Consider the following 19,838-nt stretch of genomic DNA (forward strand, 5'->3'; position numbering starts at 1 on the left):
CGCTCGGCTTATGGATTTAGAAACTTTGAAAACTTCCGAATTAGATGCTTGTTAAACTGGCATTTTGATTGTTAGTTTAGCATAACAAGTACTAAAGAACCGAAAATGTTTTCACATAAGCGGTTTAAATTCAATCAAAACACATTTAAAACCTTTGCAAATATTGAATTTGTAAATTTAAAATTCCAGGGATTGAGAATCTAGTACGCGCTTCGGGGCATGGCAGTGCCACTGCCCCTACAATTAACGATAATCTGTACCTCAAAAACTGACAATCTGCTGTAAATATTCTATCTATTGCCTGCTTTACTTTTTCACTAATAACTATTAATTTGCGGTCAGTAACCGCCATGAAAATTCTATTAGTTGAAGATGATGAAATTATTGCGGAATCTCTAGCTAAATCCTTGAGAAATCAGCATTATGCTGTTGATATTGCCAAGGATGGGCAAGAAGGTTGGGATTTAGCAGAGTTATTTACTTATGATTTAATTCTGCTGGATGTGATGCTGCCTAAGCTGAACGGAATTAATTTCTGTCAGCGATTGCGTGCTAATGGTAATCAAACACCTGTGCTTTTATTAACTGCCCAAGACAATAGCACAAATAAAATTATGGGTTTGGATGCTGGTGCAGATGATTATGTTGCCAAGCCCTTTGATTTTCAAGAATTGTTAGCGCGGGTTCGTGCTTTATTACGTCGAGGTGGTTCGAGTTTACCGCCGCTATTGGAGTGGAAAAACCTTCAACTCGATCCCAGCACTTGTGAAGTTACCTGTGAGGGTAAATTATTGCACTTAACTCCTAAAGAATACGGTTTATTGGAACTATTTCTGCGCAATACTCACCGCATCTTTAGTTGTAGCGCTTTAATCGATCATTTGTGGTCTTTGGAAGAACCGCCAACAGATGATACAGTGCGATCGCACATGAAAGGGTTACGTCAAAAACTTAAAGCCGCAGGAGTTGCAGACGATCCCATTGAGACGGTTTATGGAATTGGATATAAACTCAAGCCAGCAGCTAGAGAAACTTTAGCTAAGGGAAAATCCAAGTCTTCCCTGACTGACAATAATGGGCGACGGGAAAGCAAAGAGTCACAGCCAACTCAGGAAAATCATGTAATACCCAAGTGGCTGCAACATTATACCCCCGATAATAATGGGAAAAAATCGCCAGCTACTGCGCAAAATCAGGTAACAACGGGGATTAGTAAAGTTTGGCAAGAAGTATCGCAGACACTAGAAGAACGAGTAGCCACAATTGAGCAAGCTTCTACTATGTTAGAACAGGGTAAACTTTCTCAGGAAATGTGGTCAAAAGCGAAGATGGAGGCGCATAAGTTAGCCGGTTCTCTGGGAATGTTTGGTTCTGATGAAGGTTCGCGTTTAGCTAAAGAACTAGAATTATTGTGGGAAAAGGGTACTAAGCTAAAATCACAGACAAAACAGCAAATTTCTCAATTGGTTGGGGCGTTGCGTCAACAATTGCAACAGTTAAACTCTCAGTATCAGCAAGATTTACTTGCAGAAAATCAATTGGTGGATGAACTTCCTTTGCTGTTGATTGTCAACCAAGAGAGAGAATTAGCAACAGTATTGGCGACGGAAACTAATAGTTGGGCGATGCGATCGCAAATTGTTCCCGATGCGATCGCGGCTAGGGAATTCATGGCGGAAAATTCCCCTGATGTTGTCTTACTCGATTTGAGTGCTAGCGACAGCACAGAAAATACTCTCGCTTTCCTCGCCGAACTCAACGCCCGTAATTCGCCAATTCCAGTCATAGTATTAACCGATAAAGACAGTTTACTCGACCGGGTGAAAGTCGCTCGTTTGGGTGGTAGCGGGATTTTACAAAAGCCCGTATCTCCCCACCAAGTGTTAGATACTGTGACGCAAATATTACAGCGTACTCGCTCTACCCAAGCTAAGGTGATGGTAGTAGACGACGATCCCCACATTTTAGCTGCACTCCAAACTTTACTGGTACCTTGGGGATTAAAGGTTTACACCCTAGAGAATCCCCTGCGGTTTTTAGAAGCAATGGCAGTGGCACAACCCGACTTACTAATTTTAGATGTAGAATTACCGGAGGTAAGCGGTATAGAGTTATGCCAAGTTATTAGAAACGATCCGCAATGGAGTGGTTTGCCGATTTTGTTTCTCACAGCTCACAACGATACCAAAACCAGACATCAGGTGTTTCTTGCAGGTGCCGACGACTACATCAGCAAGCCGATTGTCGAACCAGAACTGATGACAAGGATATTGAATCGCCTAGAGCGATCGCGCTGGCTGCGTAATTTAGCCGAACTTGATAGCTTAACTTTAGTTGCTAATCGACGCAAATCTACAGACGATTTAAACCGCTATCTGCAATCGAGCGAACGCCACCAACAACCATTTTGTTTCGCTATTTTAGAGCTAGACAACCTCAAAGAAATTAATCAAAAATACGGACATGCAATAGGCGATCGCGTTTTATCTCGACTCGGTGAACTATTACGCCAGACATTTCACACTCAAGATGTAGTCGGGCGCTGGGGCGGTACAGAATTTGTTGTTGGGATGGCAGGTATGACTAAAACAGATGGCGAGCAACGGCTGTTAGAATTGCTCAAAAGCTTACGTCAAATAGAGTTCACTGCTACCAATGGCGAGAATTTCCATGTCTCCTTAAGTACAGCCGTTGTTGACTATCCCCAAGACGGTGCCAATTTACAAGCACTCTATCAAGCGGCGGATGCAGTTCTAGAAAGGCAGAGGGCAGGGAGCAGGGGGGACAAGGGGGACAAGGGGGACAAGGGGGACAACTTGTACAGACGCGATTAATCGCGTCTCTACCCAATGCCCAATGACGCCAGTTGCTTCAACGCGGGAAACCCGCGCAACGCACTGGCTCCCCAATGCCCAATGCCCCATACTTAATCGGAGGCTACATGTTGGAATTATTACACACATATCTCACTGCCAGCCCCTTTATCCCCCACGGGCATTGTTATCTGTGGAATTCAGGGCTGGTATGGTTACATGTATTATCTGATGCCCTAATTGCCCTGGCATATTATTCGATTCCTTTAACGTTGCTTTATTTCGTCTACAAGCGTAAAAGCTTGGCTTTTAAAGGCATATTACTGTTATTTAGCGCTTTTATAATCGCTTGTGGCACAACTCATCTCATGTCAATTTGGACACTGTGGCATCCAAATTATTGGGTAGCTGGTGTGATCAAAGCGATTACAGCAATCATTTCCGTTTACACAGCTTTCGTGCTAGTGAACTTATTGCCTAAAGTACTAGAAATGCCCACCACAAAGCAGTTAGCAGCAACTAACCAAGAACTGCAACAGCAAATTATTGAACGCCAACACATAGAATCAGAACTAAGGAATATAACAACGCTAAAACGTGCAATTTTAAATAGTGCTAACTACACCATTATTTCCACTACGCCAGAAGGTATCATCCTCACGTTTAATAAAGCGGCGGAACGATGGCTAGGATATGCAGCTAGTGAGGTAATTGGGAAAACAACTCCAGCCATCATCCATGACAAAGATGAAATTGTCAAAGTCGCCCAAGAACTGTCTCAAGAATTGGGTGTGAATATTGAGCCAGGTTTTGAGGTATTTGTGGCGAAGGCGCGACGGGGAGAAATAGATGAGCGGGAATGGACTTACATCCGCAAAGACGGTTCGCGCTTTCCGGTGTTGCTATCAGTCACAGTTTTGCGTGATGCTGACAATCAGATTACAGGCTTTCTGGGCATTGGTAGCGATATTAGCAATCGCAAAGCAACTGAAGAGGCTCTGCGCCAGAGCGAACATCGCTATGTTACCTTAGCCCAAGCCGCACCAGTAGGGATTTTCCTGACTGATGCCTCTGGACAATGTATATTTATGAATCAGCAAGCTTGTGAGATTATTGGAGCTAATGCAGAGGAGTTACTTGGAGAAGGCTGGATAAAATTTTTGCATTTTGAAGATCGTCAGCGCGTGATAGAGCAATGGTATCAAAATGCACAGCAAAATCTCCCTTATAAATCCGAGCATCGTTTTCGTAATCCTCAAGGCAAAACCACTTGGGTGTTAGCTCAGGCAGTAGCGGAACATGGCAGTTTAGGAGAAGTTACAGGCTTTATTGGTACCATCACAGATATTAGCGATCGCGCTTTAGCAGAAGCCGCACTCAACCAAAGCGAAGCCACTCTCCGCAGTTTCTTTGATAGTGCGCCGATGCTGATGGGAGTTGTGGAGGTGCTAGATAATGATATTCTCCATATTTCTGATAATGCCACCGCCGCCAAATTTTATGGAATGACACCAGCGACAATGCAAAATCGCCGAGCTAGCGATATGGGTGCGCCACAAGATTATATTAACCAGTGGATTGAAAATTATCGCGCCGCCGAACGCCGTGATGCGCCAGTTCGCTTTGAATATGCTCACGAAACACCTACGGAAACAAAATGGTTATTGGCGACAGTTTCCGCAATTAAAAGTGATCGCAATCGGCGTCAGCGATTTTGTTATGTAGTCGAAGATATTAGCGATCGACAACAAGCTGAAGAAGAACTGCGTTACCTCAGCCAAGCTTTAGAATGTGCAGTTGAGGGTATTTCCCAGTTAGATACTCAAGGACGTTATCTCAAGATAAATCCCGCCTACGCTAACACTGTTGGTTATCAACCAGAAGATATGATTGGTATGGAATGGGTGTTAACTGTTCACCCAGAAGATTTAGAAAAATTGAATGCAGCCTATCAATTTATGCTCACCAACGGCAAAGTGGAAGTAGAAGCCAGAGGTGTGCGTAAAGATAAATCGATTTTTGATAAGCAAGTGGTGATGGTGAAAGCTTTCAACCGCCAGCGTCAATTCATTGGGCATTATTGCTTTATGAAAGATATCAGCGATCGCCGGGAAATTGAACGCCTCAAAGATGAATTTGTTTCCGTCGTCAGTCACGAATTGCGCACACCGCTAACTTCCATTGCTGGCGCTTTAGATTTATTAGCCGGTGGCGTTCTTCAAGCCGAACCAGAAGAAGCGCAAAGAATGTTAGATATTGCGGCTAGTAATACAGAACGCTTGGTGCGTCTAATTAACGACATCTTAGATATCGAGCGCATCGAGTCAGGTAAAGTGCAAATGACTCAGGAACTGTGCGACGCTGGCGAGTTAATGACGCAATCCATCGAAACTGTCGAAGAAATGGCAGAACAAGCTGGAGTAATATTATCAGTTTCGCCTGTATATGCACCAGTTTGGGCTGATCCTGACCGGATAATTCAAGTTTTCACCAACTTACTCAGCAATGCAATTAAATTTTCCTTGCCAGCTGCAACGATTTGGCTAAGTGCCGAAATTGTAGCAGAAAAAATCCAATTCCAAGTTAAAGACCAAGGTCGAGGTATCCCCCCAGAGAAACTAGAATCTATCTTTGAACGCTTTGGACAAGTTGACGCTTCCGACTCGCGCCAAAAGGGGGGAACAGGGTTAGGGTTAGCAATTTGTCGCAGTATTTTGCAACATCATCAAGGCCAAATCTGGGTGGAAAGTACCTTAGGCGAAGGTAGTACTTTCTTCTTTACGCTGCCCATTCTTTCAGAGGCAAAAACTAGAGAAAAAGACAGAGAAAATCTGGAAAATACTGCCCTATCTTTGTTAATCGCCACTTCTCCCCATTCCCCTTTAGTACTAGAGTGCGATGACGATCCTGGCGTGCGGATTGTCGTGCAAACCATGCTAGAACGCCAAGGTTATCGCGTCATAGTCGCCGCATCCGGACAAGAAGCTGTCGAGCAAGCCAAGTTATACCATCCCGATGCGATTATTCTCAACTTAATGATGCCAGGAATGGATGGTTGGGAAACCTTGGCAATTCTGAAACAGCAGCCACACACCCAAAATATCCCCGTGATCATTCTGAGTGGTTTGTTACCCGATGCGAATAAAATTTTGCCCCACAGTATTAGCGATTGGATTGTCAAACCACCCAATCCGAAGCTGTTGTGTAATGCCTTAGAAAAAGCTACAGTAGCCCAAAATCAAGGTATTAAAGTATTAATTATCGAAGATGACCTCGATTTAGCCCAGGTACTGATAGCTTTATTCAATCGTCACGGTATTACTACCTTTTACGCCCAAACAGGCAAAGAAGCAATCCAAATTAGTCAGAACATTTTACCTGACTTATTGGTACTGGATTTAGGATTGCCAGAAAACGACGGTTTTGCGGTAGTTGATTGGCTGCGTCAACATCAACGTTTGTGTCAAATACCCTTAGTTGTCTACACAGCCCGTGATTTAGATGAGAGCGATCGCGATCGCTTAAAGTTAGGACAAACCCTATTCTTTACTAAAGGACGGATTACTCCCCAAGAATTTGAACAGCGAGTCATAAATTTACTCAACCGCATGATTGGCGATCGCAGCGAAGTCAGCCAGAACTCAATATAATTACTGGTGCTTTTACTCCAGACATGTATGACAGATAACATTCTGCGTGATTTACCGCCTGAGTTTGCACCATTGCGATCGCTCCTAGAAACAAACTTATTACCTTACATCAAAATTATTACTGATGAAGTTGGATACTTAGATTCTGCTGAGGACACAGATCCATTAGAACCTTGGCAAAGTAAAATTGGCGGTCATCCCTATCTTCCCAAAGATACAAGCTATCCTGTCGATGGCGAAACTGGTGAGATGATGATGTTTTTAATGCAGGTAAACTGCGCCGATTTACCAATAATTGACGGATTTGCTCTGCCTCGACAGGGAATTTTACAATTTTACTCCGGCTTAAATGTCCCTATGTGTGAGCTTAGTCCAGAACAACACCACATCCTCTATTTCCCAGAAATCTCCCAAGATAAAAATAACTTAGTCACTGACTTTAGCTTCTTAGCCAGTACCAGCGAGCAATTAGAATGGTATAGAGATATTTATGCTTTAAGATTTGTCTTACAGCAGGATGTGTTTTGGCAAGCTCGCTCTTTATACGATTCCCTGAATATTCCTGAAGAACTCACAGCACTCAGTCGGGAATTTGATGAATGGATTTGGAACTATGAACAGGAAAACAACCTTGTAGAACAACGTGGTAATAAGTTAGGCGGGTATGTAGAGCTGCATTCTTACGTTGACGAAACCATCGAAGGCGCAAAGGGAAGATTACTGTTAGAACTTAATCACCCCTCTGAGGTTGATGACAACTTCTACTTTTTTGTGGAAGACTGTGATTTAATCAACTTGGATTTTAGCAAAGTTGAATCTTATTTCTTTCGTCAATAAGAGATTGATAAGACTCATCTTTTTTGATTCCCTGTTCCCTACATACAGCAGATTGCCAGTGGGTGAGGTACTGATTATCGTTGATTGTAGGGGCACTGGCACTGCCATGCCCCGAAGCGCGTACCTCATTTACCCCAAATATGCTGTAATTCATCAACCCCAATCAAGGCAAGAGTCTCAGCTGTGCAGTTTTTGGAATAATTCATTCTTTCTAGGCAAATTTTCCATGACTACAAAACGGATTCTTATTATTGATGATGAATATGATATCAGGGCAGTAGCTGAACTCGCCTTGAAAACAGTAGGTGCTTGGCAAGTTTCTACCGCTGCTTCTGGTAGTGAAGGAATCGCCAAAGCAGTTGCCGAACAGCCAGATGCTATCCTCTTAGATGTGATGATGCCTGATATGGATGGGATCGCTACCTTTCAAGCCTTACAAGCCCATCCACTCACCCAGTCAATACCCGTGATTTTGCTGACGGCGAAAGCTCAAGCCACGGAAAAACGGCGATTTGCAGAACTCGCAGTTAAAGCCATCATCACCAAGCCTTTTAAAGCGATGAAATTACCTGCGCAAATCGCTGCGGCGCTCAACTGGTAGCTAAGAAAAATTCTTGGCTAATTTCTTTTCATCTGCACAATTTCTGCATTTTTGAGTTTTACAGTTAAAGGCAAGTAGGAAACCACCAACTTGATAACACCTAAATCCAGGGTGGAGTACAAATTCACCTCCACCTTACTTCCTCCCCTTAAACGAGTTGGTTAGATTGATTTGCTGTAACTCATTGGTGCAATTGTATGCAAGACTTAGAACTATTTCACTTCCATCTTGAAAGAGCAATCTACATCTTAAATTTCCAAGATAAAAAATTGGCAGAATGTTGGGTAACTCAGTTACACAGCAGCATGGGTTTGCAATATACAGAGTCTTTTTTAACAGCAGCAGTCCTCGAATTATCTCTTACCAATTTAGATACATTTCATTGGATTTTAGATAATTTATCTGGTTGGAAGCCCTACGCTAATTTGTTAGCAGAAGTTAGGAGATTTGTCCTCAAAAAACTCATTCAAAAAGGCTTTATTCCTAGCCAAGAATTTAGTTTTGATGCAGAAGGTAAGATTCTGCTTCATGAAAGTACAAAAGCTATCGTCATGGAAAATACTTCCGAGTCCGATAGACTCTTAATCGAAAAAGTTTTAGTCACTCCTGCTCAAGTTCTTTCACTCACAACAAAATGATGGCTAGCAAATCCGCTTCGCTTAACTTGCTCCAGCTTCTCCTACAACCAGTTCGCCGCTATCTAGAATCCTTGAAAATAAACAATTATAGATTTGCAAGGTTAATCTGCTCGCTAATTCCCGCCAGTTGCCCGTTTGAACGAGAAATTAAATTTGGCGATGGCACTTTAGTTTACATTCCGCCTCTATGTAAACTCAATCCTTTCTACGAACAGTTTGTTGCAATCCGTTTCAAAGCTTTAAGTTATTTAGCAGATGAGTGCGGTGAAGATGTGACTATCTACTGCTAACACGTTTCCCTGAATTATTTTGTCTGGTTATGCTAATTCTCTAGGAAGCAAAATAAAGAAGGATAAAAACCCCTGAATTGATTTATGGAGAATACCAAGTTTTATCAACATTCATCCCATCAAACAGACTTATCAATTATGTTGCTATAGGCGAATATGGCATTTCGCCAACTAGCTGACAAGGTTCCTCTCAATAAACCTACTATTCCTGTAAACTTTTCCAGAAATTTTGTTTGTCGGCGATATGTTTAGCAATTTGTGCTTGATTCAAAGGTATAACTGTTGTCCCAGGACGAATCGGCTGTAATAGAGAATTTAAAGTGCAAGATCTCATACTAGCTTTTCGATACACGCAACCAAAACTGATACCTGGGATGCGAAAGTAATCACCAATGTGTAATTGTTGGAATCTCATGGCAGTTTCAACCTATGAAGATAACATTTGCAAATAATTCTAGATATTTATCTAATATTTGCTCGGTCATGTCTATAGCTTAGTCAAAATAATTCTTCTCCCACAGGTCTGATTTACTATCTTTATTAGCCATAACGCCTGCTGTATAATCATTATTTTGTTTTTGATGGTGAATTTTGAATTCCTTATATTTGGCAGCCTCTTTAGTTAGATGCGCTTAACTCTGTGGCCAAACCCTCTCCCATACAGTCATAGACCATTCTCTTTTCTAGCTTTATTCTTAGCCCTCGGACTTACCTCTCCCGACAAGAAAAAACAAGATGTGCTAGAATTGTACCAGAATATAGCAATTATTCAAGAGTAAATTAGAATAATTTTGCATTTTGTCAACTATTAGGGCTAAAATCTGCGATTTTTGGAGTTATTTAGGTTATGACAACCTCACAGGAGAGGATTATCCCGACAGATCTGCGGAACGAAATGTCCCGGTCTTATCTGGAATACGCCATGAGTGTGATTGTGGGTCGGGCGCTGCCAGATGCCAGGGATGGTCTGAAACCTGTGCATCGTCGCATCCTCTACGCAATGCACGAGCTAGGTTTAACGCACGATCGCCCGTTCCGCAAATGCGCCCGTGTGGTTGGGGAAGTTCTCGGTAAATATCACCCCCACGGCGATACAGCAGTATATGACGCCTTGGTGCGGATGGCGCAGGATTTTTCCATGCGATCGCCCTTAATCAACGGTCATGGTAACTTCGGTTCCGTCGATAACGATCCCCCAGCAGCAATGCGATACACAGAATGTCGCTTGCAGGCGTTAACAGGCACCGCCTTACTTCATGATATCGAATCGGAAACTGTTGATTTTATCGATAACTTCGACGGTTCCCAACAAGAACCCACAGTTCTCCCCGCGAGAATTCCCCAGTTACTCCTCAATGGTTCCTCTGGGATTGCTGTGGGGATGGCGACGAACATCCCCCCGCACAACTTAGGCGAATTGATTGATGGATTAGTCGCTCTAATTCACAATCCAGAAATCACCAATTTGCAGTTAATGCAGTACATCCCCGGCCCCGACTTCCCTACAGGGGCGCAAGTTTTGGGGACGGCGGCGATTAAAGAAGCTTATACCACCGGGCGCGGTTCTATTACCATGCGCGGTGTCGCGAATATTGAAACCATTGAACAGCGGGGAAGACCGGAACGAGAAGCAATTATCATCACCGAATTGCCTTATCAAACCAACAAAGCAGCATTAATTGAAAAAATTGCCGAGTTGGTGAATGATAAACGCATCGAGGGAATTGCAGATATTCGCGATGAAAGCGATCGCGATGGGATGCGCATCGTCATCGAACTCAAGCGCGATGCCTACCCCAGAGTAGTTTTAAATAACCTTTACAAGCAAACCCCACTGCAAGCCAACTTTGGGGCGAATATGCTGGCCTTGGTAAACGGGGAACCCCAAACCCTGACACTTAAGCAGTTCTTAGAAGTCTTCCTCGATTTCCGCATCGAATCAATTAATCGCCGCACCCGCTACGAACTGCGAAAAGCCGAAGAACGCGACCACATTTTACAAGGTTTATTAATTGCTCTATCACATTTAGACGCCATTATTAACTTGATTCGCCATGCATCCGATGCACCCACAGCCAAAGGCGAACTCATTACTACATACGGCTTATCGGAAGTCCAAGCCGATGCGATTTTACAAATGCAACTGCGACGGCTAACAGCCCTAGAAGCAGATAAGATTCGCCAAGAACACGAAGATTTACAAGCCCAAATTGCCGACTTGCAGGATATTTTGGCACGGCGGGAACGAGTGCTGGCAATCATTGAAGAAGAAATTACCCACATCAAAACTAGCTTCGCCACCCCCCGACGCACGGTAATTACTCATGCTGAAGGTGACATTGATGACCTTGACCTGATAGCTAACGAAAAAGTTCTGATTCTACTAACAGAGCAAGGTTACATCAAACGGATGCCCGTTAGCACCTTTGAAGCCCAAAGCCGCGCCACCAGAGGTAAAGCCGCCGCCAAAGTTAAAGATGATGACACCATCGAACATTTCTTAACTTGCTGCGATCACGACAGCGTTTTATTCTTTAGCGATCGCGGTGTCGTCTACTGCTTAAAAACTTATCAAATTCCTGTGGGTTCCCGTACCAGTCGCGGTACGCCTATTGTGCAACTTTTACCCATTCCCAAGGAAGAAAAAATCACTTCCATTGTCCCAGTGGATGAGTTTAGCAGTGAAGAATTCTTGGTAATGCTCACCAAAGGCGGCAATATCAAGAAAACTGTATTAGAAGCATTTAGTAACATTCGCGCCAACGGTTTAATCGCCATTTCCTTAGAAGAAGGCGATCAACTGCGCTGGGTCAGACGCGCTAGGGTAGAAGATAGCGTCATCGTCGGTTCGCGTCACGGGATGGCGATTCACTTTAGATGTAACCACGAACAACTGCGTCCTTTAGGTAGAGCGACTCGTGGAGTCAAGTCCATGAAACTCAAAGCCGGTGATGAATTAGTCGGGATGGATATTCTCCCGGCGGCGATTCTCGACACCCTCAGTACAGACACAGAAGCCGAAACCGACATCGAAGAGATAGTAGAAATCGAAGACACCGATAATGAAGAAATCACAGAACTACCAGCTAACGGTAGTACTGGGCCTTGGGTGTTGGTAATTACAATGGGTGGATATGGTAAGCGCGTCCCAGTCGCCCAATTCCGCTTGCAAAATCGTGCCGGTCAAGGTTTAATGGCTACCAAATTCAAAAACCGCAAAACCAAAGACAAATTAGCCACCTTACAAATCGTCAACAGCCACGATGAAATTATGATGGTCACCAATCGCGGTATTATTATTCGGCAAGCCGTGAATGCAATTTCCGTCCAATCGCGATCGGCTACAGGCGTCAGAGTACAGCGCCTAGACGAAGATGACGCCATCACCGGAGTAGCCATAGTTCCTCCTGATACTGGCGATACAGGCGAATTAGAAGAAGTAGAATAAACCTAACCAAATCAATAGGTAAGCTATCAAACCGCTTGGATGATGTAGCAGCAAGGGAAACTTAATGCTGAACAACTACCAAGCGGTAATTATTTATTAATTAATACCAATTTAAAACAAGAATGCAGCAGATTGTAGGGGCATGGCAATGCCATGACCTCTAAAATATATAATGTGCCGCAAACACTATTATTTCTAAATTTTGAATTGGTATTCAGCTATGGGAATTGATGAAATACTTAAAGCTCATCGCGAAGAGATTTTACAAATTGCTGCGAGATACGGGGCTTATAATGTGCGAGTTTTTGGTTCAGTTGCTAGAAAAGAAGCAACACCAGATAGTGATGTGGATTTTTTAATAGAACTTGAACCACAACGAACCTTATTAGATCAAATTGCGTTGATGCAATCCTTAGAAGAATTGCTGAAGCGTAAAGTTGATCTAATTGAACCTGACAATTTACATGAATTGATTAGAGAGAAAGTGTTACGGGAAGCCGTGTTTTTATGAGAGACGATCGCTTGTACTTGAGCAATATTAAAGAATGCATTGAACGCATTGAATTTTATACTTGTGATGGTAAAGAAGCATTTTTGTAAACCATAATAATTCAAGATGCAGTAATTAGGAATTTTGAAATTATTGGGGAAGCTACAAAGCGTTTATCTCCAGAAATTAAAGCCGCTAATCCAGATGTACGTTGGCAGCAAATAGCTGGTTTTAAAGATATACTAATTAATGATTATTTAAAGTTAAATTTAAATCGAATTTGGGGTGTGATAGAGCAAAATTTGTCTCAACTCAAAACAACTGTTGAAGCTATTTTGCAAGACTTATGAAGTATCAAATAAAAAAGCTTTTTTCATCTGTTAGCCTTTACATTTTATCCCTCATCAGTGGGGTATTAATGGGGCTGACTGTAGCTCCTGTAGGTGCATGGTTCCTTGCATGGATAGCCCTCGCGCCCCTCTGGGTATTAATTGTTAAACATAGCAATCAATTAGAAGCTAAAAGGCGAAAATTTTTCCTTTTCCCTTTATTTTGGGGTATCGGCTATCACGGATTAGCTTTATTCTGGATTACCGGTATTCATCCAATGGATTGGCTGGGCGTTCCTTGGTTAGCGAGTTTAGCAATTACCAGTTTTTGTTTGACATTCGTTACCCTTTGGGGTGCAGCAATAGTAGTTACTTGGGCAGCTTTAATGGGGCGTTTCGCCACCCAAAAACCACTTTTACGAGTGCTAATTGGCACAGCTATCTGGTGCGCCCTAGAAGGAATATGGAGTGCAGGCGCTTTATGGTGGAGTTCGCTTTCATACACCCAAAGCCCGCACAACTTAGTAATTTTACATCTCGGTCAACTCGCCGGGCCGAGTACCATCACCGCCGCCATCGTTGCCTTCAATGGCTTAATAGCTGAAACATGGATTCATCGCCAAACCTCTTCCTCTGCGTCCTTGGCGTCTTGGCGGTTCATTAATAAATACTTTGCACTAGCGATCGCATTATTCATCAGCCTACACCTAATCGGTTTTAGCTTATACAACATTCCCCTCAGCAAAACCCTAGAACAAGCCTTAAAAATAGGCATCGTGCAAGGTAATATTCCCAACATTATTAAACTAAAACCAGAAGGATTACAAAGAGCGATCGCAGGTTACACCAATGGATATTTAACTCTAGCAGATCGCGGAGTCGATGCTGTCCTCACCCCAGAGGGAGCCTTACCATTTTTCCAGCGTGACTTAAGCCGAACCCCCATCATCGCCGCAGTCAAAGAAAAAGGCGTAGTCGCTTGGATTGGTGCATTTGGAGAACGGGGGCGCAGTTACACCAATAGCTTATTTACCTACACAGCTAAAGGTGAAGCTTTCAGCCGCTACGACAAAACCAAACTAGTACCCCTGGGTGAATATATCCCTTTTGAGGCGATTTTAGGACAAATTATTCAACGCCTCTCACCCCTAGACGAACATCAAGTACCCGGTTCGCCAAATCAAGTATTTGATACCCCATTTGGGCGCGTAATCGCCGGCATTTGTTACGATTCAGCCTTTTCTTATCTCTTCCGCCAGCAAGCAGCAGCCGGAGGACAATTTATTCTCAGTTCCTCCAACGATGCCCATTACACAGCAGCCATGCCCTACCAACATCATGCACAGGATATCATGCGGGCGATAGAAACAGATAGATGGTCAATACGGGCGACAAATACAGGATATTCCGCCTTTATCGACCCTCACGGTAGAACCTTGTGGATATCTGAATATAATACCTATCAAATTCATGCCGAAACCATATATCCCAGAGAAACACAAACCTTATATGTGCGTTGGGGAGATTGGTTAACACCCTTATTATTGGTTTTGAGTTTATTGGGCTGGTTTGTCTTAGGGGCTAGGGGTTAGTGATACCAATTTGAAAAAAGAATACGACAGATGGTAGGGGCATGGCATTGCCATGCCCTCTAGAATATATTGATGTGCCGCAAACATGATTTAAATTGCTATGAGTTTACCTCATCTGCCCTGTATCCAATTTAAATTGGTATGAAATGGTATGAGGAATTATGTTGAGAGAGTGATGGCGATCGCAATTTAGAACAATAAAATCAAAGGGTGAACCAAACTACAGGGATTGTAAGTCATGGAAGACTTTCCACAACGCAAGCTGCTATCTGCCCTCAGTCATGGAGCGATATTTTTTAGCTCAACAATTGTCTCCATTGGCATACCCATCGCTATTTTATTACTCAGCAACGACCCCATTGTCAAAGATAATGCCAGAGAATCCCTAAATTTTCACATCAACCTTTACATTTACGGAATTATCTTTGGCTTGCTAGTTCTCGTCGGCATTGGCATTGTCTTATTAGTTGGTTTATGGGTAGTCAGTATTATCATGCCAATTATTGCCATCGTCCAAATTTTAGGCGATCGCGATATCTCCTACCGCTACCCCTTTATTTTCCGCTTCGTTTAACAAAAAACACCCCCTCGCTCGGTCACTGAGCGCAGTCGAAGTGACCTACCGCCACTCCCCCTGCAACGTAAACGCCGCCCATTCATAGGGACTTCTCCCCTCTTGCCACAACTTCAGCTGCGCCGCACGCAACGCCTCAGCAGGCTTTTTACCTTGCTGCAACATCTGCTTATAAAACTCCTGCATTAATATTGACGTACCTTTGTCGCTAACTTGCCACAGCGACACCCCTACCCGCGCCGCACCAGCATACATCAAGCCGCGTGTCAAGCCTACCAATCCCTCACCATTAATATTTTTACCTAATCCAGTTTCGCAAGCACTCAACACAATTAACTCTGCGGGATAATCTTGGTTAAATAAATCTGCTAACCGCAAATGTCCGCGAATATTATTACCTTTTTTATCCACTAAAGACAGTACAATTCCCGACAACTCCGGTTGGTCTTGATTGACAAAGCCGTGAGTAGCAAAATGTAAAATACGGAATTGATTTAAAGCGCTGTTAGTTGCCCAATTATAATTAGCATCAAAATCTAAAGCTTGAGCCTTACTTTCTGCTGGTATCAGTTTTAAAATTTCTTCAGCTTCTATCGCCGTGTTGATTAACCTAGCCCAACCTTCACGCTTGAGACTTCTGGCGGAACGTTCTAAGGCGGAACGTTCGAGTTCTAATTCTAAACTTGATTGAGATTTGTCTGATTTAGTTGATTTTGTTGATGTCCCTGCCACTCGTGGATCGTTAGCACTGTATACTGGGTCAGCAAGAATAGCTAAAGCTTTAGGTGCAGGCTTGCGGTTAGCGAGTTGTTGGCGTTGAAATGCAATAGTTGATGCCGAAGGTAGACTAATAATTTCATGGTTAGCTAATAGCGGTTGATAATTCCAATTTTGCGGTTTAACTGGCGAACAAACACGAATACCACCAGCATTAGAACATTCAACTTCCTTTGGTTTTTCTGGTTCTGCTTTGGGTGGTGTGGAACTCTGTGGAGAATTTAAATCAGCCAAGGCTGTAAACGGAATATATTGCAAAGCACCATCAGCAACAATAACTAAGCGTTTTTTACTCAGTTTATCTTTTGCGGGTGAGAGAATTAATTGACTGAGTGCTTTAGCAGCAATATTAATTTGCTGAGTTTTAAGATTAGCACAAGGATTTTCTTTATCAGTTGCAGAAGGCGGTTTAGAACTATTTTGACTAATTAAACAAAATAAATTGATCGCGCTTTTTTCTATATCTTGTCGTTTGGGAAGTTCGTAAGTATGAAGAGAATTAGGACTTACCACCCACAAAAAGCTGCGTTCTTCTCCTAAAGAATATTGTAAAAGTAAGGTGTCTTGATCTAGTTGTTGTTGAATTTGCGGTAATTTGAGAATGTCTTTGTCTGGATCTGGGTTTTTTAATTTCGCGTAGGCTGGGTTAGAAGTACGAATTTTTGCTTGGATTTCTTGGTATTGATTGAGGAGATTTTCTATTTCTGTAGTCAGTTTTGCAATTGCGGCTTTGGTGATGGGATCGTTTTTATTGGCTGAATTTTGTAAATTTATGCGCAGGGTATCTTTAGCATCAATTTGCTGACGTAAATCTTGTTCTTGTGCTAATAATTCTGGGTTTGCGCCTTTAATAATTTTGGCGTTGGCTTCGTTTAATAATTCGATGAGGCTGCGGGCGCGGGAGCGTTCGCTGTAGTGTAGAGCTAATGCGTCGTATCCTTGTGATGGGGCTTTTTTGTGCAGTTCCATCAGCAAGTCGATGTAGAATTTGTAGTAACCTTGAACTGTAGCGAAGTAAGATGTACGAAGTTCTTTGCTGTCGATTTTGGTGCGTAAGTCTTCGATAATTTTAATAGCTGCTTCTACATTGGTGCGTGCTGCTTGAAGATTTCCGCGATCGCGCTCTAGGTAGGCGAGGTTGTAAAGAGTAGTTGCTTGCCCTGATTTATCCCCCACCGCAACCCACAGAGGCAGTGTTTTGTTGTAATAATCCAAAGCTATCTGCTTTTCTCCTAAATGAGAGTAAACTAGCCCGATATTATTCAGGATTCTAGCTTCCCCACCCCTATCGCCCACCGCCTGAGAGAGTGGGAGTGCTTTGTTGTGATATGCCAAAGCTTTCTGCTTTTCCCCTAAATCCGCGTAAATTCCCCCGATATTACTGAGGGTTCTAGCTTCTCTTCCCTTGTTGCCTACAGCACGCAGTAATGGGAGTGAATTGTTATAAAATTCCAAAGCTTTCTGCTTTTCCCCTAAATCGGAGTAAACTGCGCCGATATTATTCAAGCTAGTAGCTTCCTCACCCTTGTTGCTCACGGCACGAAACAACGGTAGCGCAGTGTTGAAATATTCCAAAGCTTTCTGCTCTTCCCCTAAAGCGTCGTAAACTAGCCCGATATTATTCAGGATCACAGCTTCTCCATTCTTGTTGCTCATAGCACGAAACAAAGATAGCGCAGTGTTGAAATATTCCAAAGCTTTCTGCCTTTCCGCTAAATTGTCGTAAACTCGCGCGATATTATTTAGGATCGTAGCTTCTCCATTCCTATTGCCTACTTCACGAAACAAAGGTAGTGCAGAACTGTAAAATTCTAAAGCTTTCTGCTTTTGCCCTAAATCCGAGTAAAGTTTCCCTAGATTATTCAGGGTAGCAGCCTCCCCATCCTTGTCACCTACTGCACGATACAACAGAAGTGCAGTGTCGCAAAATTCCAAAGCTTTCTGCTTTTGCCCTAAATCCGAGTAAACTGCGGCAATATTATTCAAGCTAAAAGCTTCCCCACCCTTGTCGTCTAATGCACGATACAACGGGAGTGCAATGTTGTAGTATTCCAAAGCTTTCTGCTTTTGCCCTAAATCCGAGTAAACTGCGCCGATATTAGTCAGGGTAGTAGCTTCCCCACTCTTGTCACCTACCGCACGATACAACGGTAGTGCATTATTGTAAAATTCTAAAGCTTCCTGCTTTTCTCCTAAATCCGAGTAAACCAACCCAATATTATTCAGAGTTCTAGCTTCTCCACCCCTGTCACCTACCGCACGATACAACGGGAGTGCATTGTTGTAAAATTCCAAAGCTTTCTGCTTTTCCCCTAAATAAGAGTAAACATAGCCAATACCAGTTAAGGTAGTAGCTTCCCCACCCCTGTCGCCCACCGCACGATACAGTGGGAGTGCATTGTTGTAATATTCTAAAGCTTTCTGCTTTTGCCCTAAATCCGAGTAAACTGTCCCGATATTATTCAAAGTATTAGCTTCCCATTGTTTATCCCCCGCTTTCTGCCACAATACCAGCGCTTGTTGCCATTTTTCTAACGCCTGTCGTAGTGATTCTGCTGTACCTTGTTCATAAAGTGCCATCCCTTCATCAAAGGCTTTTTCTGCTGCGGCGCGGTTTGCATCTTGCTGTGTTGTGGCTGGCTGCTGGGCGATTTGCGTCTGTTTAAATGTGGCTTTTGCTCCCACTGACTCGGATAATAAAACCACACTCAGCAAGCAAGTTAAAGTGTAAAGCTTAAACATAATTTGTCATTTGTAATTTGTATTTGTAGGGGCGGGTTTATTTGGATCATCGTTAATCAGCAAGGATATCTGTAAACCCGCCCCTACCGTATTTGTAATCAGGAAGGATGAGAAGGTATCCAGGGGTTTGGGTATCAATCTGTCGCTGGATAGGGGATAATTGGGATTATTAAGTTATTTTCAGAATATATACTGAGCTAGATGGGATTTAGTTTAAAGCTTGCATGAACATTGGCTGAGGCTGGTTTCAGTTTTGGCAACAAATGCAAGATAAATTCTTTGCTCATAGGTGTTGTTCCTCGCTTCACTGATATTTACCTCTCAGCAGCGAAGACTTATGCAGTTTTCGCGTTTTGACACCAAACACAGCATATTTCGCGTAAATTATGGATGCGCTTCGGGGGTATGGCATTGCCCATGCCCCTACAATCATATTGTCGGGCGATACATAATTATCACCAGCAAATGCGATCGCCTTCCCCTACGCATAATCTCTAATGTATTAGTATTTTTATTTACCCCATTTGTTTTCACAACCATTTAAAAAACGAATGCGACAAATGGTAGGGGCATGGCACTGCCATGCCCTCTAGAATATATTGATGTACCAAAATCCTAATTTAAATTAGTATCAAAATAAATGCGTAGGCGTAGCCCAACCAAGGGATCGCCAAAAACAACAAAGCCTAGCTACACAGTCGCTTATTGTTGAACATTGCCATTTTTGAGCAAGCAATATACCTTTTCACCTGCGGAAAACACCAAAATGAGTGCGTGATTTACCGAAATGAGAACTCATTAAGGCATTTCACCTGCGGAAAACACTAAAATGAGTGCGTGATTTACCAAAATGAGAACTCGTTAAGGCTTAACGAGAAGGTGAAATGGTATTTCACTTGCGGAAAACACCAAAATGAGAACTTGTTAAGGCTTAACGAGAAGGTGAAATGGCTTTTTGCTTACTAAAAACCTGTAAATGAGTACTTGATTTAGGTAAATGAGAAGGCGATCACCTTTTTTGTTTACACAAAATATATAAATGAGTACTGAATATGTG

The 19,838-nt window shown here is 42.8% G+C and carries 13 protein-coding genes; 11 read left to right on the forward strand and 2 right to left on the reverse strand.

What is annotated here, in order from left to right:
* Positions 1-350 precede the first annotated feature (350 nt).
* The 6 genes from H6G41_RS25265 to H6G41_RS25290 all read left to right on the forward strand — a co-directional run bounded on the left by H6G41_RS25265 (position 351) and on the right by H6G41_RS25290 (position 8,829).
* Positions 351-2,834: a response regulator gene (locus H6G41_RS25265; RefSeq protein ID WP_190749779.1), complete on the forward strand. Its 2,484-nt coding sequence runs from the start codon at positions 351-353 to the stop codon at positions 2,832-2,834.
* Positions 2,835-3,181: 347 nt separating this feature from the next.
* Positions 3,182-6,463 (forward strand): PAS domain S-box protein, encoded by a 3,282-nt coding sequence (locus H6G41_RS25270; RefSeq protein WP_190749865.1) that lies wholly within the window; start codon positions 3,182-3,184, stop codon positions 6,461-6,463.
* A 27-nt stretch (positions 6,464-6,490) separates the two neighbouring features.
* A complete protein-coding gene (locus H6G41_RS25275; protein ID WP_190749781.1) occupies positions 6,491-7,300 on the forward strand; it encodes a DUF1963 domain-containing protein in 810 nt (269 codons plus the stop codon).
* Between the two features lie 226 nt (positions 7,301-7,526).
* Complete coding sequence (locus H6G41_RS25280; protein WP_190749783.1) at positions 7,527-7,901, forward strand: response regulator; 375 nt, start codon at positions 7,527-7,529, stop codon at positions 7,899-7,901.
* 197 nt (positions 7,902-8,098) lie between these two features.
* Positions 8,099-8,539, forward strand: coding sequence for a hypothetical protein (locus tag H6G41_RS25285; RefSeq protein ID WP_190749786.1), 441 nt, complete (start codon positions 8,099-8,101; stop codon positions 8,537-8,539).
* Positions 8,536-8,829 carry a Mo-dependent nitrogenase C-terminal domain-containing protein gene (locus H6G41_RS25290; RefSeq protein WP_190749788.1) on the forward strand — a complete coding sequence of 98 codons (294 nt, stop codon included), beginning with the start codon at positions 8,536-8,538 and terminating at the stop codon, positions 8,827-8,829. Before H6G41_RS25285 ends, H6G41_RS25290 begins: the two co-directional genes overlap by 4 nt.
* A gap of 202 nt (positions 8,830-9,031) precedes the next feature.
* Here the strand turns inward: H6G41_RS25290 and H6G41_RS25295 are convergent, their stop codons facing one another.
* The gene (locus H6G41_RS25295; protein WP_190749789.1) at positions 9,032-9,244 is read right to left on the reverse strand and encodes a hypothetical protein; all 213 of its coding nucleotides are present in this window, start codon (positions 9,242-9,244) and stop codon (positions 9,032-9,034) included.
* Between the two features lie 432 nt (positions 9,245-9,676).
* Here H6G41_RS25295 and gyrA point away from each other — a divergent pair, with 432 nt between their 5' ends.
* From gyrA to H6G41_RS25320, 5 genes are all read left to right on the forward strand, one after another.
* Positions 9,677-12,277 (forward strand): DNA topoisomerase (ATP-hydrolyzing) subunit A, encoded by a 2,601-nt coding sequence (gene gyrA / locus H6G41_RS25300; RefSeq protein ID WP_190749791.1) that lies wholly within the window; start codon positions 9,677-9,679, stop codon positions 12,275-12,277.
* A gap of 220 nt (positions 12,278-12,497) precedes the next feature.
* A complete protein-coding gene (locus H6G41_RS25305) occupies positions 12,498-12,788 on the forward strand; it encodes a nucleotidyltransferase family protein (RefSeq protein WP_190749794.1) in 291 nt (96 codons plus the stop codon).
* A gap of 98 nt (positions 12,789-12,886) precedes the next feature.
* Positions 12,887-13,117: a HepT-like ribonuclease domain-containing protein gene (locus tag H6G41_RS35370; protein WP_308796446.1), complete on the forward strand. Its 231-nt coding sequence runs from the start codon at positions 12,887-12,889 to the stop codon at positions 13,115-13,117.
* Positions 13,114-14,688, forward strand: coding sequence for an apolipoprotein N-acyltransferase (lnt, locus tag H6G41_RS25315; RefSeq protein WP_190749796.1), 1,575 nt, complete (start codon positions 13,114-13,116; stop codon positions 14,686-14,688). Before H6G41_RS35370 ends, lnt begins: the two co-directional genes overlap by 4 nt.
* A gap of 238 nt (positions 14,689-14,926) precedes the next feature.
* Complete coding sequence (locus tag H6G41_RS25320; RefSeq protein WP_190749798.1) at positions 14,927-15,262, forward strand: DUF4870 domain-containing protein; 336 nt, start codon at positions 14,927-14,929, stop codon at positions 15,260-15,262.
* Positions 15,263-15,307: 45 nt separating this feature from the next.
* On the opposite strand, the gene H6G41_RS25325 is transcribed toward H6G41_RS25320, so the two are convergent.
* Positions 15,308-18,781 (reverse strand): CHAT domain-containing tetratricopeptide repeat protein, encoded by a 3,474-nt coding sequence (locus H6G41_RS25325; protein ID WP_190749800.1) that lies wholly within the window; start codon positions 18,779-18,781, stop codon positions 15,308-15,310.
* Between the last annotated feature and the right edge of the window lie 1,057 nt (positions 18,782-19,838).

This window comes from Tolypothrix sp. FACHB-123 (assembly GCF_014697075.1).
GTDB lineage: Bacteria > Cyanobacteriota > Cyanobacteriia > Cyanobacteriales > Nostocaceae > Aulosira.

Bases quoted from the DNA above. Each gene is read 5' to 3' on its own strand.
- H6G41_RS25265 (WP_190749779.1), top strand. From the start codon at position 351: ATGAAAATTCTATTAGTTGAAGATGATGAAATTATTGCGGAATCTCTA.
- H6G41_RS25270 (WP_190749865.1), top strand. From the start codon at position 3,182: ATGTCAATTTGGACACTGTGGCATCCAAATTATTGGGTAGCTGGTGTG.
- H6G41_RS25275 (WP_190749781.1), top strand. From the start codon at position 6,491: ATGACAGATAACATTCTGCGTGATTTACCGCCTGAGTTTGCACCATTG.
- H6G41_RS25280 (WP_190749783.1), top strand. From the start codon at position 7,527: ATGACTACAAAACGGATTCTTATTATTGATGATGAATATGATATCAGG.
- H6G41_RS25285 (WP_190749786.1), top strand. From the start codon at position 8,099: ATGCAAGACTTAGAACTATTTCACTTCCATCTTGAAAGAGCAATCTAC.
- H6G41_RS25290 (WP_190749788.1), top strand. From the start codon at position 8,536: ATGATGGCTAGCAAATCCGCTTCGCTTAACTTGCTCCAGCTTCTCCTA.
- H6G41_RS25295 (WP_190749789.1), bottom strand. From the start codon at position 9,244: ATGAGATTCCAACAATTACACATTGGTGATTACTTTCGCATCCCAGGT.
- gyrA (WP_190749791.1), top strand. From the start codon at position 9,677: ATGACAACCTCACAGGAGAGGATTATCCCGACAGATCTGCGGAACGAA.
- H6G41_RS25305 (WP_190749794.1), top strand. From the start codon at position 12,498: ATGGGAATTGATGAAATACTTAAAGCTCATCGCGAAGAGATTTTACAA.
- lnt (WP_190749796.1), top strand. From the start codon at position 13,114: ATGAAGTATCAAATAAAAAAGCTTTTTTCATCTGTTAGCCTTTACATT.
- H6G41_RS25320 (WP_190749798.1), top strand. From the start codon at position 14,927: ATGGAAGACTTTCCACAACGCAAGCTGCTATCTGCCCTCAGTCATGGA.
- H6G41_RS25325 (WP_190749800.1), bottom strand. From the start codon at position 18,781: ATGTTTAAGCTTTACACTTTAACTTGCTTGCTGAGTGTGGTTTTATTA.